Source organism: Microcystis aeruginosa LEGE 91341, assembly GCF_015206885.1.
GTDB lineage: Bacteria > Cyanobacteriota > Cyanobacteriia > Cyanobacteriales > Microcystaceae > Microcystis > Microcystis aeruginosa_H.
The window spans coordinates 21,385-37,554 of sequence record NZ_JADEXY010000022.1; the positions used below are offsets into that span (position 1 = coordinate 21,385).

Annotated in this window: 14 protein-coding genes and 1 tRNA gene; 8 read left to right on the forward strand and 7 right to left on the reverse strand. The window is 44.6% G+C overall.

What is annotated here, in order from left to right; all coding sequences use genetic code 11:
* Window positions 1–78 precede the first annotated feature (78 nt).
* From IQ234_RS05460 to IQ234_RS05470, 3 genes are all read right to left on the reverse strand, one after another.
* A complete protein-coding gene (locus tag IQ234_RS05460) occupies window positions 79–927 on the reverse strand; it encodes a hypothetical protein (RefSeq protein WP_193956334.1) in 849 nt (282 codons plus the stop codon).
* A 631-nt stretch (window positions 928–1,558) separates the two neighbouring features.
* On the reverse strand, window positions 1,559–3,670 hold the full coding sequence (locus IQ234_RS05465) for a TIGR00300 family protein (protein WP_193956335.1): 2,112 nt from the start codon (window positions 3,668–3,670) through the stop codon (window positions 1,559–1,561).
* A 173-nt stretch (window positions 3,671–3,843) separates the two neighbouring features.
* Window positions 3,844–5,607, reverse strand: coding sequence for an SWIM zinc finger family protein (locus IQ234_RS05470; protein ID WP_193956336.1), 1,764 nt, complete (start codon window positions 5,605–5,607; stop codon window positions 3,844–3,846).
* A 115-nt stretch (window positions 5,608–5,722) separates the two neighbouring features.
* Between IQ234_RS05470 and IQ234_RS05475 the strand changes: the two genes are divergently transcribed.
* Entirely contained in the window at window positions 5,723–6,004 is a 282-nt protein-coding gene (locus IQ234_RS05475) for a ParB N-terminal domain-containing protein (RefSeq protein WP_002765183.1), read from the forward strand.
* Window positions 6,005–6,017: 13 nt separating this feature from the next.
* A complete protein-coding gene (locus tag IQ234_RS05480) occupies window positions 6,018–6,710 on the forward strand; it encodes a helix-turn-helix domain-containing protein (RefSeq protein ID WP_193956337.1) in 693 nt (230 codons plus the stop codon).
* 55 nt (window positions 6,711–6,765) lie between these two features.
* On the opposite strand, the gene IQ234_RS05485 is transcribed toward IQ234_RS05480, so the two are convergent.
* Complete coding sequence (locus tag IQ234_RS05485; RefSeq protein ID WP_193956338.1) at window positions 6,766–7,614, reverse strand: M28 family metallopeptidase; 849 nt, start codon at window positions 7,612–7,614, stop codon at window positions 6,766–6,768.
* A 109-nt stretch (window positions 7,615–7,723) separates the two neighbouring features.
* Between IQ234_RS05485 and IQ234_RS05490 the strand changes: the two genes are divergently transcribed.
* Entirely contained in the window at window positions 7,724–9,106 is a 1,383-nt protein-coding gene (locus IQ234_RS05490; protein ID WP_193956339.1) for a flavin monoamine oxidase family protein, read from the forward strand.
* A gap of 79 nt (window positions 9,107–9,185) precedes the next feature.
* On the opposite strand, the gene IQ234_RS05495 is transcribed toward IQ234_RS05490, so the two are convergent.
* Window positions 9,186–11,711 carry a mannose-1-phosphate guanyltransferase gene (locus IQ234_RS05495; RefSeq protein ID WP_193956340.1) on the reverse strand — a complete coding sequence of 842 codons (2,526 nt, stop codon included), beginning with the start codon at window positions 11,709–11,711 and terminating at the stop codon, window positions 9,186–9,188.
* A gap of 206 nt (window positions 11,712–11,917) precedes the next feature.
* Here IQ234_RS05495 and IQ234_RS05500 point away from each other — a divergent pair, with 206 nt between their 5' ends.
* Together IQ234_RS05500 and IQ234_RS05505 are read left to right on the forward strand one after the other, a co-directional pair.
* Window positions 11,918–12,109, forward strand: a complete 192-nt coding sequence (locus IQ234_RS05500) for a hypothetical protein (protein ID WP_193956341.1) — start codon at window positions 11,918–11,920, stop codon at window positions 12,107–12,109.
* A gap of 163 nt (window positions 12,110–12,272) precedes the next feature.
* A tRNA-Arg gene (locus tag IQ234_RS05505) sits at window positions 12,273–12,346 on the forward strand.
* Between the two features lie 110 nt (window positions 12,347–12,456).
* On the opposite strand, the gene IQ234_RS05510 is transcribed toward IQ234_RS05505, so the two are convergent.
* The gene (locus IQ234_RS05510) at window positions 12,457–12,732 is read right to left on the reverse strand and encodes a hypothetical protein (RefSeq protein WP_002795807.1); all 276 of its coding nucleotides are present in this window, start codon (window positions 12,730–12,732) and stop codon (window positions 12,457–12,459) included.
* Between the two features lie 387 nt (window positions 12,733–13,119).
* Window positions 13,120–13,668, reverse strand: a complete 549-nt coding sequence (locus IQ234_RS05515; RefSeq protein WP_072926765.1) for an RDD family protein — start codon at window positions 13,666–13,668, stop codon at window positions 13,120–13,122.
* 645 nt (window positions 13,669–14,313) lie between these two features.
* On the opposite strand from IQ234_RS05515, the gene IQ234_RS05520 reads away from it, so the two are divergent.
* The 3 genes from IQ234_RS05520 to IQ234_RS20990 all read left to right on the forward strand — a co-directional run.
* Complete coding sequence (locus tag IQ234_RS05520) at window positions 14,314–14,673, forward strand: DUF6464 family protein (protein WP_002747143.1); 360 nt, start codon at window positions 14,314–14,316, stop codon at window positions 14,671–14,673.
* A gap of 47 nt (window positions 14,674–14,720) precedes the next feature.
* The gene (bioF, locus tag IQ234_RS05525) at window positions 14,721–15,878 is read left to right on the forward strand and encodes an 8-amino-7-oxononanoate synthase (RefSeq protein WP_193956342.1); all 1,158 of its coding nucleotides are present in this window, start codon (window positions 14,721–14,723) and stop codon (window positions 15,876–15,878) included.
* A 172-nt stretch (window positions 15,879–16,050) separates the two neighbouring features.
* A partial coding sequence (locus IQ234_RS20990) for a transposase family protein (protein ID WP_228008382.1) occupies window positions 16,051–16,170 on the forward strand: 120 nt, incomplete at its 3' end.

Consider the following 16,170-nt stretch of genomic DNA (forward strand, 5'->3'; position numbering starts at 1 on the left):
ACTGACAGCAGAGCTTACCGCCACGTCTTCTAGATTGAGACAGGCGTTCAAATCCCGGTCAATCTCAAGCCCTGTTGACTAATTTAGTCTCCGCTTCCCTGCTAAAACCACACCAAGAGACCCTAATGCCAATAAACCCCATACGGATGAGCCTTCTGGTATTTGGGTCAGTGGCGCGCTAGTTGCTCCAGTATTGGCAACGTCCTGGGGTGTGCCGTTGATAACCTGCTGAGGATAGATAAAAGCATTGGAGACGACATTGTAGGTGCCATTGCCATTATCAGAGATAGTTATTTTCCCTACGGTAGGCTTCGTAATGCTAGGGTTAAGTTGTACCCCAATGCTATTTCCGTTGACATTTGGATTACCGAATGACCCCTCCTCAACTACTATGTCAAAAGTACCTAAAGCCAGGTCCGACACACCACGATCAATGATTCGGAAACGGAAAGTCCCATCAAAGGTTGGAGTTACGGGAGTCCCAGTTAGATTGGAATTTGGGTAATAGTATGATTGGAAATGGGCATCACCGGGGTCAAATCTGAACAATTGGTCCCTTATAGTAGTCGAGTTAGGAGGGAAAGGTGGCACTGTTCCCCCAGGTTGAGGCCAATAACTAGCGGCAGAACTTGGGCCACCAAGGGCAAAAGGGGTTGTTTTCGTTGGAGTATTACTGAATGTGATGAAAAATGTATCGACGTAGCCAGGTGATGTGGGACCAAAAATATAGGGCGTTTCGATCACACTACTAGCTTTGAGGAGAAAGCCACAGGGACTGATGGGATCATCGCCTATATTTATGGTGCAGGCTGCTTGGGCGGGGGCGGGCAGAAGTGCTGCCGAGGTTGACGCGATTACTGCGCCAGTTGCTGTTGCCAACAACGTGGTATTAAATAGTTTCAATGACATAGATTTGTCCTTGATCATAGACTTGACGTTTTTACACTACCAGTTCAGAAAAACATTGTCAATATATACCTTGCACGTAACCTCTACCAGTACAAAATGACATCGATATTTGTTTCGTCATATTGGTGGATATCTTGGGGTGCATCTCAGCAAAAATAAATTCGGAACGATAGGATTTTGCGCCATTTCAGGGATCACTCTAAATGTTAAGAATTGTACAACCCTCTTGTTATAAGGATTTTTATCTCATGAAACCTTAAAATTAGAATTGCTGGGGTACATCTCATATTTGAGACTTTCTCTCACCTATAGCAAAGATCGGGGTGGTTAGGACAATCAATCGCTGAAACCCTTGACCGATAAGAGTTTGAAAATTGAAAGCGTCCTAAATAACCCATTTTTTGCTATATGGTGAGCAGCAGAAGTTAAGTGGGTGAGTGGAATTAAATGGTTCTTCCGAACTTACACTGTAGAAAATTCCCCAAGCTCCCTCTCTGTTCAGCAATGCTCTAAAGTTGATAAATAGGGTCTGCTGAAAAAGTTTTTCCTGGGGGTAGGAGTCAGGAGTCAGTAGCCGGTCGTTTCGGGCTTTATAGATAAAAATAGGTGAGTTAGCAAAGCGTAACCCACCCGATATCTATTTGCGGTTTTAAACCGTTTCTACCAAGGGACGGGTTAACTTATCCAACTGTTGGGTTAACAGACTCAGGAATAAACCCACATCGGTGACAATACCCACGGATTCTACGGAACCTCGATCGCTTAATTTTGTCACCACGGCCGGGTTAATATCAACACAGACCATTTTTACCCCCGCCGGTGTCATATTGCCCACACCGATGGAATGGAGCATACTAGAGAGCATGAGAATCATGTCTGCACCTTGAATTAAGCGGGAATATTCTTCCTGTGCTTTAATTAAATCCATCTCCGTATCTGGAAGCGGACCATCATCGCGAATTGAACCGGCCAAACTGAAGGGGATATTATTCTTGACGCATTCATACATTACGCCTTTTGTCAATACCCCGGCCGATACAGCTTTAGCGATGCTGCCGTGGCGACGGATGAGGTTGATAATCTTGAGGTGGTGACGATGGCCACCGCGCACCGGGATGCCTTTCTGCATATCTACCCCTAAAGAAGTACCCATGATCGCCTGTTCCATGTCGTGAACTGCGATCGCATTTCCCCCCAGTAAAGCGTGAACGTAACCATCGCGGATTAAACGGGAGAGATGTTGCGCTCCTCCAGTGTGAATGACCACCGGACCTGCCGTTACTACCACTTTACCGCCCTGGTCGCGAATTTGGCGCATTTCCCAGGCAATCTGCTCCACGGTTAACTCGACTCGGCGCTCGCTGGAAACCCCCGCACCCATAAAGGTAAATTCCTGGGTGCTGTTCCGTTGTTCCCTGGATTCCGCCTGTCGGATAGTACGGATGCCCTCAACTCCCACCATAACGCGATCGCCAGCTTTTAAATCCCGCAGCAGAGTACATTTTGCCGTTTTGCCTTCCGCACCTTCAGTGACGACGATGGCTGCATCCATGCGTTGATTTTCCACCCGCACCCATTCACAGCTAACCCGCACTTCCGTGGGATAGATGGTGCTGACATAAAAATCATCGGGAGCGACCCCATCTTGTGCCACCACTGCGGTATTGACATCACAGATTTCTTGGGGACGAGCGGCCGCACCGAGGTCGATCAATTGTACCATGATCTCCTCCATTACCTCGTGAGAGGGTGCAGAAACGCGCACTTCGGCCGAGGAGGTACTTTGGCGCTCAATCCCCAAAGTGAAGTTTAAAACCTTGAAACTGCCGCCATTTCCCACCACAACATCGAGAGCTTTATTCATAATTCCCGCGTCGAGCAGATGACCTTCTAGCTGGAGAATGCGACTTTCAATGGTGACATTTGCGTGATGGTCTGGAATTAAGGGTTCCGTGGTACGCAGGGTTAAACATTTAGCGGCTCCTCCTGCTTTTAAGAACTCCGTTAGGGGAGTTTGTACCACTTCAAAGCTTTTTGACACTAACTTATATTGTAAATCGTCACTAATTTTATTCATGACGATTACTTGACCGATATTCACTGCATTACAAGCAAAGTTAACCGCATCAGCTTCTTCAACGATAATGCGTTTTTCTTCGGGAATTTTTAACTCAATTAACCGATTAGAATAGGCATCAAAAGCATCGGGATAGTAGAGCAGATAACCACCACTAAGGGGACAAAAACAGGTATCAAGGTGATAGAAACGTTCATCGATTAAACGTAGGGATAAAACCTCAATATCGAGCCATTTAGCGATTAAAGGGTGGGAATCTAACTCGGTTCTGAAGCCATATCCTGCCCATAACCAACGTCCTTCCCGATCTAATAATGCGTCTCCTGCACCTTCAAAGGGTAAATCTTTGGGCAGTTCGTGAACCGTAAAACCGTTATCTTCAAACCACTGTTTAAAATAGGGTTCTTCTCCCTGTCTTTCTTTGTGTAAAAAGCGACTGAGAACGACTATTTTTTCCAGAACTAAACCTGCATTAGCGGTAAAAACCATGTCGGGCCAGCCTTTTTCTGGTGGGACTAAATCCACGAGCGCCCGATCCTTGAGAATATGATAAAGCTGCTGCCATTGTTGCCTAGCTTTTTCCTGGGAAGATTTGTGAATGTTGCCCTCCATCCAGGGATTAATCACATAATCCACATCGTAATGATCGGGAGAACACATCAAAAAGCGAATAGTTTCAGTCATATTTTTTGACAATGAATATTCAGTATAAGTAGTCTGGAGATAAGTTTAGACCAATCTTCCATTATACTCTACTTTGCCCCAAAATATCACTAGACCTAAGATTAGGACAATCCCCGCTCTACAAGCTAAAAAGAGCATGATTTTAGTCGATAACTGACGGCTACAAGCTTAAATTATTGTAAATCCTGATATTTGAATAACCCCATAAATTTCGGTTTGCGTCCGTGTTCCTTAATTAAACTTTCCCGATAAGTTTGCCATTCTTCCCGTCTTCCCGACATATAAAAGGCATTACGAGCTTTTTTCAGCCATTTAATCGCTTCTTGATAGCGGTCAGCCTTTTTTTCGTCGAGTATCTTTTCCGCAGGAGGACGCGCGTGATCGATTACCCAGTTAGGATCGACGGTAGCAGCCGCATCCATTATCCGCCAAATTAGGTGAGACTGCACATAGGAATTATCAGAAACGACTTTAATTGCATCTTTAACTAAATTTTCGTGGAGAAATATATCGATTTTAGCCTCTGTGGAACGTCCACCACTAAACTCGCGCAAGTAATCTAACAAGTCTAATTTTAAATCGGGCCAATCTTCCCCAGCTAAAGACTCAATTTTTTGGTAATGGGAAAAGGAAGGTTGGTCTTGAAATGCCTTAATTCTAGCAGCCAAAGCTGTATCTATATCCCCTAAAGATTGCGCTAGTTCACTTGTCCAGAGAGCTAATTGATAATAATAATTACCAGGGAAATTTAGACCACCCCTGGCAATTATGAGAGCGGATTCTGGTGCGGATTCATCGCGTAAAGCTTTGGCAAAAAAGAAGGCTTCATCGTTTTTAGTTATCATGTTTTTTGATGCTGCCATCGCTTCCTCAATGCGATCAAGATAGACTAACTTAGTTAGGTATTCTACCACTTGTCCTGAAGCTAAAGCTAGATTCAAATACTCCTGATCTTTTTCCTGTTGCTCGAAAATTTCTAAGCGAATAGAAGTTAATTTTTGGGCATAATAAGGGATATTCCCTGACCACATTTCTGAAAAATTAGCCGATTCTCCTCGTAAAATCTTCTCTAAAACTGGATCGTCCCATCCCTGTTGTAAGGCTGCTAAACTCATCTCAAAATCGGCACTCCATTCATCCTGCCATTGCTCGATCTTTTCCCTTAAATCTTGCTTTTCTTGGGGATTAAATTCCTTGCTTAAAATTGCTGCCGTTAGAACTCGATCGATTCTAGCACTTAAATCATCATTAACAGCACCGTAATCTTCTAAATCATCCCATTCCTCGATACAGGCGCTAATAATTGCTTCTAAAATAGCGATCGCGTTATCGGGTTCTCCCTTTTGATAATAATCTTTGGCCTCATCCACTAGGGCATAAATTTCATCAGAAATTGGATCTTCTTCGTAGTAATCTTCTTTGATCGCTCGCAGGGATTGCCGCAGTTCATTACGGACAGTATTACGATAAGCTTTGACATTAATAGTTATCTTCCCTCCCGCTTTATTAACTGGGGTAGCTGGCAATAAAAACTTATCAATTGTCTCGATAATTTCTGGGTGTTTAGTCACTAAATGATTAAGTAATTTTCTTAATTTACTTTCATCGATCGGTGTCAGCAAATCATCTAGGGATGCTTTTTTAATAATTAATTCTGGTTGACGAGAACAGGTTAATAAAACCGCCACAATATGCTTACACCAACCCTCATAATCGTAGGGACAGGAACAGGAGACATTCTCAAGATTTTCTTGGTTAAAATCGATAGCAACTCGATAGGGTTTAACCTCACTACCACTCACCAAAGCTTGTAGATTTTGCCCCCGTTGCCAAAGAGAAATAACTGCACCGCTATCGTAATAATATTGACCGCGCTGATAGGAAGCATTGGTGCTATTTTGCTGGATAATTTTTTCATTGATAGGAGGAATAGTCATAGTCAGAAAAGGAGAGGATTGGGTGATAGAATCTTGTCTGTGGCCAGAAAACTACCAGTAGTGAGCCAGACCAGTGCATCAGCAACCGAGTCAACTTATCTTCAGTTTAGCCTAAATGTGCTATAGTGAAGACACTATGGAAATTAAAAACATTCCTCTGTCCCAAATTCGTCGTCCTTTACCGCGACAAACCGATCCCGAAAAAGTTAATCAGTTGATGCAATCGATCGCTGAGGAGGGATTACGAGAACCGATCGATGTTTTGGAGGTGGATGGTAACTACTACGGTTTTTCCGGTTGCCATCGCTTTGCCGCTCATCAGCGTCTCGGTAAAGAAACAATTCTCTGTCGAGTTCGTCGCGCTCCTAAATCCGTTTTAGCTAAACATATCGCTTAAGCTGAGAAGTCCCATGAATGAGTCCTTATATAAATATCATCGGCAAAAATTAGAGCAGTTAATGGCAGAAATTGGCTGTCAAAATCTGGAAGAATTGAGTCAGTTATCGGGTCTATCTTCTTGGCAATTGCAGAGAGTTTGCCATGGTTTAATCGCCAAATTATCCTCTGAATCTTTGGTGAAGTTAGCTAAGGGTCTGCAGCTGCCAGTTAGCGATCTTCTCGATCATTTTCAAATTCCGACGATCAAGACAGAGGATCATTCAGGGGAATTAAAAATTCTCGAACAAGAGTATCAAAATTTACAGCAAAAATTAGATAGGCAAAAAGACGAATTAGCCGCAGAATTTCAACGTCAAAGCATCGAAGCGATCGAATCTTGGTTAGTTCAATGGCCCACGGCCGAGGCCGTTGCCCGCAAAAATCCCGACCTAGCAGCCGTCAAAATCCTCTCTTTAGTTAAACCGATTATGCAGTTACTGGAGCGCTGGGGAGTGCAACCAATTCACAGCGTCGGTGATCATGTTAGTTATGATCCGCAAATCCATCAATTGATCGATGGTCAGGCAGAAATAGGTACACAAGTTCTAGTGCGTTATCGGGGCTATCGTCATGGGGAAAAACTACTTTATCGTGCTAAAGTGAGTTTAATTAAAGTGGAAATGCAGGAAATTCAACCAGCAGAAACAGAAAATGTCACCGCTTAAAGTGATAATTCTTACAGAGCTTTAGTGCTGTGAAAAATTCCCCCGTGGTCTGCTTTTATCTCATCGGTAAAGATTGCAATCCAAAACAGAGACCTTGACAGACTCTTGTTAGGAAATTTAAGTCCAAAGTAGCGATTGTATCCCGAGAACTATGATAATAGGGATTACGCATATTAGCAGTATCTGTCACCATAATTGCCGAATAACCGCAATCCCAAAAGGGAGAATGATCGCTGCGTCGAGTATCGGGGACGATATAACCTGCAAAAATTACCGGCAACCACTCGCAGGGAGTCTGATTTTCTCTCATGACTCGACTGAGAAAAATTAAATCCTCGCGCGTTTTGAGATTGCCAATCAAAGCGATAAAATCCCCAGTGTTGGGGTAAAAATATTCTAGAAAAGCTGGATATTTTTGAGAATGGGGATTTTTATCACAGTAACCAAGCATTTCTAAGGATAACATTAACCTTAAATCCTGCTTAGTTTGTTTTAATTTTTCCGAATATGCAATGCTCCCCAGCAATCCGTATTCTTCTAGATCAAAGGCAATTAAACGAATTGGATAATTAGCCTGATTCTCCCCAAAAAACCTGGCTAATTCTAATAATACCGCTAATCCCGTGGCGTTATCGTCGGCCCCTGGCGACCCCGGCACCGTGTCATAATGAGCGCCAATTAAAATCGGAGGTTTTTGACTATTATTAGGCAAATCTAAGATTAAATTTTCGTAAACTTTTCCCTGAAAAGTGAAAAAATGTGATTCAACCTTTCCACAATTGCCTAACTCTTGCCGCAGGTATTCTCGCACATAAAAATGTCCTTGACTAGAGAAAAAAGGGTTTCTTTCGCGGACAATTTGTTCTAGGTGTTGGCTTAAGCGATCGCTAAGAAGATCAAACATTGATGGCAGCAGATAATTTAATCAAAAGAGCCAATGGATAGAGAAACTGAGGGAAAAATCGGGGAGAATAATAATTGTTAATTATAAAATATTCTGTGGAGCTAAAATCATGACAAATCTCCAGTGGACTAGCTATGATTGTATCGTTGTCGGGGCAGGATTAGCAGGATTAATCGCCGCGCGGAATCTCCAGAGGCAAGGTCATCAAGTTCTGGTGATCGAAGCGCGAAATCGTTACGGTGGTAGAATGTTTGGTGAATATCTCCCCTCCGGACAGTGGATCGATCAAGGTGGTCAGTGGGTGGGTCCAACCCAAGAGCGTTTTTTAGCCCTCCTTGATGAGTATAAAATACGTCGTTTTCCCTCTCCCAATCAGGGAAAAACCGTCCTAGTGTTCAACAACAAACGCTATGAATTCAATGGTTTTTTTCAAGGTTTCCACGAGGGAGAAGTACCCGATATCGGCCCAGCAGAATGGCAAGATGCGATGTCAGCATGGGCGCGTTTTCAAGAACTAGCCAAAACCCTACCTTCCGGTTATCCCCAAAGCAACGATCACACCAAAAAACTAGACAGTAAAACTTTTGCCCAGTGGATTGAAGAAAACACCAGCACAGATTTTGGTCAATGGTATTTTGCTTATATGGTGCGTGCAGTGGGTTTTCTCGGGCCGGCCGAACCCCAGCAAGTCTCACTGCTGCACGTTCTTTGGGGACAAAATTGCGCCGCTCAAGCTGAACATCCAGAAGCCGAACTGATCCATGGCGGAGCGGGACAAATTCCCGACAAGATCGCGGCGGAATTAGGAGAGCGAATTCGACTGGGGGAACCAGTTGTTCGCCTTAATTATGACTCGGCCGGTGTCACCATAGAAACCACTCAGAACACTTTTACGGCCAAATTTGCCATCATTGCCATGCCACCCCATCTTGCTGGCCGCATTATTTATCATCCCCCGCTGCCACCCCAGCGAGAACAACTAACCCAACGAGTACCGATGGGATGCTGCGCTAAAATCCTGACTTCCTATGAGCAACCTTTCTGGCGAAAACAGGGACTAGCGGGAGTTGCTCAGGGGAATTGTCAATGGTTGGAACTCTGTGCTGATAGTTCCGATCCCGAAACCGGTGTCGGGGTAATCGCCACCTTTGTGGTTGGCGATCGCTATATTCGTTGGCGCTCCATGAGTAGTCCGGTGCGTCGTGCCGCCGTCCTCTCGGATTTAGCTATTTATTTCGGTCAAGAGGCTCTTTTCCCGATCAGTTACGATGAAGTGGATTGGCCCGGGGATCCCTGGACTGGTGGCGCCTATGCCGCTTTTATGCCCCCCGGAGTCTGGACAAGTTTCGGCGAGGCTCTTTTTACTCCCGTCGGACCGATTCACTGGGCCGGCACAGAAATGGCCGATCGCTGGCCAGGATTTTTTGAGGGAGCGATCCGCACTGGTGAGGCAGCAGCCGATCGAATCGCCTTCCTTTTGCGGGAAAAATGAGCATCTAGAGGGCTATGCCACTTTTTAGGTCAAAAAAGTCATCATAGTCAAGTTTCGGGGCTAATAGGGTAGAAAAATCCTAAATCATCACGATTTCGCCCTGGTAATGTTCGACGAAATACTGCACACGATGACGATATTCTTTAATTGTCCGATCGACCCATTCCCGCTGCTCACTGTTAGCATAGATATGTACTAAAGGTTCTCCGGCATCGGGTAAAATCAATACCCAGTCATCATTAAGGGGATTAATCACCTTCACCCCATCGATTAACTCTAGATTATCGGTAGCGTGAGTTTCCACCAGATAGCGCATCAAGGATCCCTTTACTTTCCAAGGACAACGCACCGCCGTATTCTTATTGTAAATGCGTGGTAACTCGGCCCGCACCTGAGCTAGAGAACGTTCCTGAATGGTTAACATCTCCAAAAGTTTGGCCACGCTGAACATGGCATCAAAACCGGGATGTAATTGCGGAAAAATAAAGCCAGTTTGTCCAGATCCTCCTAAAACCACGTTAGGATTAGTTTGACATCCTTCCATTAAAGCGCTAGGACTGGCTTTTGTCCGCACCACCCGGCCATCGTGACGACGTGCGATCTGTTCCACAGCACTAGAAGCATGAACCGGCACTACCACTGTACCGCGCGGATGGGCGGTCAGAATTGCATTCACCATTAAAGCAGTTAATTGTTCCCCGCGAATCGATAAACCACTCTCATCGACGAGGACTAATTGTTCCCCGTTGGCCGAAACTTGTACCCCTAAGTTCGCTTTCAGGGCCTCCACCACATGGCCCAATTGATGGATTAGTAACTCTCTTTCCTGCATGGAAAGGGCATTCTGACGTAAACTGGCATTGAGAACCACGGCATCACAGCCAAATTTGGCCAGTAATTCTGGTAAAATTGCCCCTGAGACTCCGTAGGCGTAATCAATGACGATTTTGGAACTACTATTGCGAATAGCCTCCACATTTAGCTGAGTTTCAAAGGTTTTGCGGTAATTATCGAGAATATCAGCCGGATAGGACATACTGCCGATTTCCTGCATTCCCACCCGTCGCAGATCTTCTTTAAAATAGGCCCCTTCGATTTTCTTTTCCCTCGCTTTGGAAACATTAATCCCTTTTTCGTCTAAAAACTCGATTAAGAGAAAATCTGGGCGATCGGGATGGATACGGACGTGAATGCCACCGACTACGTTTAATTTAGACACTAAAGTCCGCGAAATCGGTAAAGCATTCGCTTGTAGGTTTTGGATATTCACCCCCACGGACATTAAACCGGCAATCAGCGATCGACTAACCATGCGCGAGACACTACGTTGATCCCGGGAGACGATTACCGTTGACCCCGGTTTCAGGATGGAACCGTAGGCTGCCCCCAGTTTAACGGCGAATTCGGGCGTGATATCGATGTTAGCGAGTCCCGATACTCCTCGTTGACCAAAGAGGTTTTTATGGGCAGTATTTCCCCAAATCAGGTTAATATTGAGGATGGCTCCCGATTCGATCTGTTTACTCGGCCAGACTCTTACTCCAGAGTTGATCTGCGCTTCTTCCCCGACGATCGATAATTGTCCGATCACCGCACCTTCCTGTACCTGGGCCCGTCGATCAATTCTGGTTCCTCTAGCGATCGTACAAGCGGCTAAATTGACCTCATCCCCGATCACCACACCATTCCAGAGGATGGGACGTTTCAGATCGGAACCAGCACCGATGGTGACATTATCGCCGATAACCGAACCCCTCTCGATCAGAACATTTGCACCAATGCGGCAATGATTGCCGATCATGGCCGGGGCCTCAATCTGGGCGCTAGGATCGATATAGGTATTAGTACCGACCCATACCCCGGGGGATTTTTCTCGATAGGGAAATTCCAGGTTAACTTTGCCGGATAAAGCGTCGTATTGCGCTTCTCGGTAGGCCTCCAGATGACCGACATCGCACCAATAACCATCGGCTACATAACCATACATAGGTTCGCCCCTTTGCAGCAGCAGTGGAAACAAATCTTTAGAAAAGTCGGTTTCTTCTTTGTAGGGGAGATAATCGAGGACTTCTGGTTCGAGAATATAAGTTCCGGTGTTGACAGTATCGGAAAAAATCTCGCTGGTGGATGGTTTTTCGATAAAACGGCGAATTCTGCCTTCTTTGTCGGTAATCACTACCCCAAACTCGATCGGATTGGCAACTCGCGTCAGGACGAGGGTTGCTTTCGAGTTTTTGCTTTTATGGAATGCGATCGCTTTTTGCAGGTCAAAATCGGTGATACTATCGCCACTAATCACCAGAAAGGTATCATCTAACCATTCGGCAATATTTTTCACACATCCTGCGGTGCCTAGGGGTTGATCCTCCTCGACAGCGTAGGTGATTTTTACCCCAAAGTCGCTGCCGTCTTGAAAGTAGTCGCGCATGACATCGGGGAGATAGTGCAGGGTGGTGATAATTTCGGTAATGTCATGTTTTCGTAGTAAATTAATGATATGTTCGGCGATCGGACGGTTGAGAATCGGAACCATCGGTTTGGGAAGATCACAAGTAAGCGGACGTAATCTTGTCCCCGAACCACCTGCCATTAGTACCGCTCGCATAACTTCCTCCCAAGGCTATCTTTTCGCCGTTTTTAAATAGTTTTTGCAAATTCTGGCTTTAGTTTTCCTATCTCGATCGAGCTAGTTCCTAACCGGCATTCTAACACCGTCTCCCGGATTCAGGACAATATTTTCTTTTCCCAAGTCAGCAAAACCCAAGCTTAAAATAGTAGATGTGAATTGTCTAAATTCAAGGATGAGATGGCATGAAACTGGTTGTTTTTATCTTAATAATTGCTTATGGTTTCGTTGGTTGGAAATTCTGGAATGGGTACAGAAGCACTAACTTTAGTTCCAGTTTACCCAATCGTTTAGCTCTAACACTGTTCTGGCCGCTTCTGTTGGTTGTTAATCCCGCCTACCGCAAGAATTTTAAAAAAGCCCTCAAGGGCAAATAAAATTAACATACTGCCAAGGTTGCGGCCATAAAACAGAAAGTAGCCTGGTATCGAGACCTGATTCTGCTGGATTAGTCGAGATTACCCCCCAAAAAAACCCTAAATAATCCATGGCAATCGGCAATTTAGCTGTGGATGGCTTATCATGGTTAGGGAAAAAATTGGGGTCGTAGCTCAGTTGGATAGAGCGAGTGCCTCCTAAGCACTAGGCCGCCGGTTCGATCCCGGCCGATCCCGCCTTTTTCAGTGTTGCCAAAGGCACGGCGTAGCCGTCCAGTGATCAGTAAACAGTGAAAAGATGCTGGGAAACTGCTATTTATAGCACTTTTCACTTTACTGAGGTGAGGTTAGGCTTGATCGCTTCTGTTCTCGTTAATCTGTCGGATGATTTCAATCATTTGAGCGTGTCGATCATCCATTCTCTCTAGATGCCGGTAAAAATCGGCTTGAGTCTCATAAAAATCTGATTGTGCGCTTGCTATTCGAGCTAGGTAATCGTAAAGCCCTTTTTTCTCCTGTTTCCGTTCTTCGCGGTCACTAGCGACGGCATCAGCTAGGGCTTGAATAGCGCGAGCGTTCGATTCCACTATTTTCTCGATCCGCTCTAATCTGTCTTCTGACATTTTGGTAAACTCCTAATAGACTAATTTCTTGTCCCCCACCGATGCCCGTCGGATGGGGGAATAACTTTAATTATGGGCTTTTCGATGCCAACGCTGATCCGATTCCCTAAATTCCCCCTGTAATGCGATCTCATCAGGAGCCTTAATCTTTCCTGACTATTACCAAGTCAGGGAGACAAAATCAAGGGTTTTCCGTTACAGGAAAACCCACATATCGCACTTTTCATGTTACTGAGGTATCGACAAGTTTTGCCAACAAAGGGCTTAAGCCCCTTGCCCATACCTCATTCTGATGAAAACTGCTATAATAATGCTCACTCAAAACTCAAAACTTAAAACTCAAAACTTAAAACTGATCACTGATAACTGATAACTGATCACTGATATTTATCTTCTCATTCTGCCCTTAACTTGATACCAAAGCCTTCTTAAACGTAGATCGAGAGAAAAACCCCGACGGGTGGGAATAACAATCGTGCCACCGATGCGATCGTGGAAAGCGCGGTTAAATTGCTCATCGCCGATCGCCATACCACAATCGGCAAAAAGGGGCGAAGATAATAAAATCAAGCTTAAAGGATTGCCAAAAAAAGTATTTAACCCTACCATCATTAAAGCTGCCCCGCCACCAGCGATCGCCTCTCGTTTGCTTAACTCCAAAATTCCGGGTAAACGCTGAAGTCGTAGATCGATGATCTTCATATCCAAGGCCCAACGTCCTAAACTCTGACCCTGATTCTGCGCCACCAATAACACCCGCAAACACCACCAAATCAGGAGAAAAAGGAAAAACTGCAGTACAGGCGCACTATTAGCAAAGGAGCTTAAAAACCAGATCGAGGCAAAGTCGATCAGGAAAGCATAGGCCCGACGATCTAAGGGAATTTTCGGAAATTTTTGCGGTAGATTATCTTCAGGCGGGATGGGGTAAACCATAAAAGACCTCTTGTAAAAATCAAAAATTGTTGTTAGGGTTAGGAGTCAGTAGCCAGTAGTCAGTAGTCAGGAGAATTAAGAATGAATAATAATCAGTTAAATGGTCTATTTACAGACTTTATGCCATTTAATCCTTATTTTTGCCGTTTTTGAACCCTGAAAAATTAATTAGGGCTTGCTGAATAATGGTAAAACCCTTTTAAAATAAGGCTTTTGACCTGTTAAAGTCCGATGTTAGTGCAAGAAAATAGGATTGGGACTTTCAAAAACCTTGCATTATCCTTCTTGTAGTACATCGACTGGTACAAAAAACAAGGGCAACAAAGCCTGAAACTCCTGACTCCTGACTCCTGACTCCTGACTCCTACCCCCAGGAAAAACTTTTTCAGCAGACCCTAATTATGCAAGAGGTTCAAAGTCAATTCTCGGAAAAATCCTGCGGTTTATCTTCTACTCTAATCGGGAAATTGGCAATTCTCGGATAGTTGTCCCTTGTCTTTTTTCTTCCCCTGTCTTGGAGTCTTCTGTCTGGGAGTCTCCTTGCCTAACGGCAGATTTTTGATTTTTGCAGGAGATACAATTATTAATCGACTCGGAGATCTAAGCTACCATTGAGCAAAGGTAGCCCAGAATACAGGGATAATCATGGAGCAAGATTCATTAACAACGGAGGTTATCCTAACCCATCCGCGGCAAAGTTTGGGAGAGATTCAATTGGATTGGATGCCACAACCGGGTAATTATTTGGCCTTAAAAGGACAAACCTACGCAGTTTTGGAACGTCACCACCAGTATCAATACAAGATTGGTGGCTATTGTTTACGCAAAATTTCCCTTTATGTACAAACTGCTCCCACTCCTAACGAAAAAAGTTTGATTGAAGGACGTTGGGTGATGGGGGATGCTAGTTGTCGTTTTAACGCCAGATCCGAACTGTTGCGCTGTGCGATTAACCCCTCCGGTCCCTGTCAAGATTGTCGTTTTTACGAAACTATTAACCCTTAAAAGAGCCTTTTTTGGCAATAATCTGGCTGTATATTGACAAATCGCCCATGAATCATCCTTACTCTTGGATCGAGGATAGCTTAAAAACCCTCCATCGGGCCAATTGGTATCGAAGGGTTAAAACCATTCAAGGCCAGGGCGGAGCCGTTATAGAATTAGAGGGTCGATCGCTGATTAATTTTGCCAGTAATGATTATCTGGGATTAGCAGCCGATGAAAGAATGATCGCAGCAGCCATAGCAGCGACACAACGCTATGGAACTGGAAGCACCGGCTCGCGTCTATTAAGTGGACACCGAGATATTCATCGAGATCTAGAGTTAGCGATCGCATCCTTTAAAAATAGCGAAGACGCGATCGTTTTTAGTTCGGGATATTTAGCCAATTTGGGGACAATTACCTGTTTAGTGGCGCAGAAAGACCTGATTTTAGGAGATCAATACAATCACTCTAGCCTCAAAAATGGAGCCAAGTTAAGCGGTGCCACGGTGAAAGAATACCGGCACAATAGTCTCGAAGATTTAGAAAATCAGTTATTAGCCCACCGTCATCACTATCGTCATTGTTTACTGCTCACTGATACAGTGTTTAGTATGGATGGGGATATCTGTCCCCTCGCGGGAATTCTCGCTCTAGCCGAGATTTATAATTGTATGGTTTTGGTGGATGAGGCCCACGCTACCGGAGTTATGGGGGAAAATGGCACAGGTTGCGTGGAATATTGTGGTTGTCAGGGACGGGAATTAATTCAGATGGGGACCCTGAGTAAAGCTTTAGGCAGTTTAGGGGGATATGTGACAGGAAGTGCCAAAATTATCGATTTTATCCGCAATCGCGCCGCCACCTGGATTTATACTACCGGTTTATCCCCCGCCGACACCGCCGCCGCTAGAATGGCTTTAGAGATTATTCGTCTGGAACCGGAACGTCGCCAACGCCTACACCAAAATATTAATTTTGTCAAGAGTAACTTAAATAATTTTAATATATTGCCTTCGGAAGCGGCGATTTTATGTTTACCAGTAGCCAATCCAGGTCAAGCCCTAGAATTATCGCAAAAACTACTAGAAAAAGGGATTTTTGCCCCCGCCATCCGTCCTCCTACCGTTCCCACCAGTCGTCTGCGATTTACTGCCATGGCCACCCATAGCCTCGCCCATCTAGAGATTCTTGTCCAGTCTATTGGCGAATCTTTCCCTACATAACCTGAGTTCGGGATAACGCTATCTCAGGGGACTGTGGGAAAACCTGTGCCAACTCTGGATTCTGACCCCTCCACAATTAAAGTTAATGACCGAGCTACTTCACCTAGAAGGAATTGTCGTTACCAATTATCAAATTATTACCGATATAGGAATTGTTTTACATTGAGAAAATATGTCAAGAGAAAGCCAGTGCATTCATTGTGGAAGTAAAACGGAAAAAGTTCATCAAAACAATGAATTAACAATCCGAGATTTACCCTTTGGAGAACAGGCATTATATCTGAGAATTAAT

What these genes read in the sequence shown, in the direction of transcription:
- IQ234_RS05460 (WP_193956334.1), bottom strand. Translation starts at nt 927, where the DNA reads ATGATCAAGGACAAATCTATGTCATTGAAACTATTTAATACCACGTTG.
- IQ234_RS05465 (WP_193956335.1), bottom strand. Translation starts at nt 3,670, where the DNA reads ATGACTGAAACTATTCGCTTTTTGATGTGTTCTCCCGATCATTACGAT.
- IQ234_RS05470 (WP_193956336.1), bottom strand. Translation starts at nt 5,607, where the DNA reads ATGACTATTCCTCCTATCAATGAAAAAATTATCCAGCAAAATAGCACC.
- IQ234_RS05475 (WP_002765183.1), top strand. Translation starts at nt 5,723, where the DNA reads ATGTGCTATAGTGAAGACACTATGGAAATTAAAAACATTCCTCTGTCC.
- IQ234_RS05480 (WP_193956337.1), top strand. Translation starts at nt 6,018, where the DNA reads ATGAATGAGTCCTTATATAAATATCATCGGCAAAAATTAGAGCAGTTA.
- IQ234_RS05485 (WP_193956338.1), bottom strand. Translation starts at nt 7,614, where the DNA reads ATGTTTGATCTTCTTAGCGATCGCTTAAGCCAACACCTAGAACAAATT.
- IQ234_RS05490 (WP_193956339.1), top strand. Translation starts at nt 7,724, where the DNA reads ATGACAAATCTCCAGTGGACTAGCTATGATTGTATCGTTGTCGGGGCA.
- IQ234_RS05495 (WP_193956340.1), bottom strand. Translation starts at nt 11,711, where the DNA reads ATGCGAGCGGTACTAATGGCAGGTGGTTCGGGGACAAGATTACGTCCG.
- IQ234_RS05500 (WP_193956341.1), top strand. Translation starts at nt 11,918, where the DNA reads ATGAAACTGGTTGTTTTTATCTTAATAATTGCTTATGGTTTCGTTGGT.
- IQ234_RS05510 (WP_002795807.1), bottom strand. Translation starts at nt 12,732, where the DNA reads ATGTCAGAAGACAGATTAGAGCGGATCGAGAAAATAGTGGAATCGAAC.
- IQ234_RS05515 (WP_072926765.1), bottom strand. Translation starts at nt 13,668, where the DNA reads ATGGTTTACCCCATCCCGCCTGAAGATAATCTACCGCAAAAATTTCCG.
- IQ234_RS05520 (WP_002747143.1), top strand. Translation starts at nt 14,314, where the DNA reads ATGGAGCAAGATTCATTAACAACGGAGGTTATCCTAACCCATCCGCGG.
- bioF (WP_193956342.1), top strand. Translation starts at nt 14,721, where the DNA reads ATGAATCATCCTTACTCTTGGATCGAGGATAGCTTAAAAACCCTCCAT.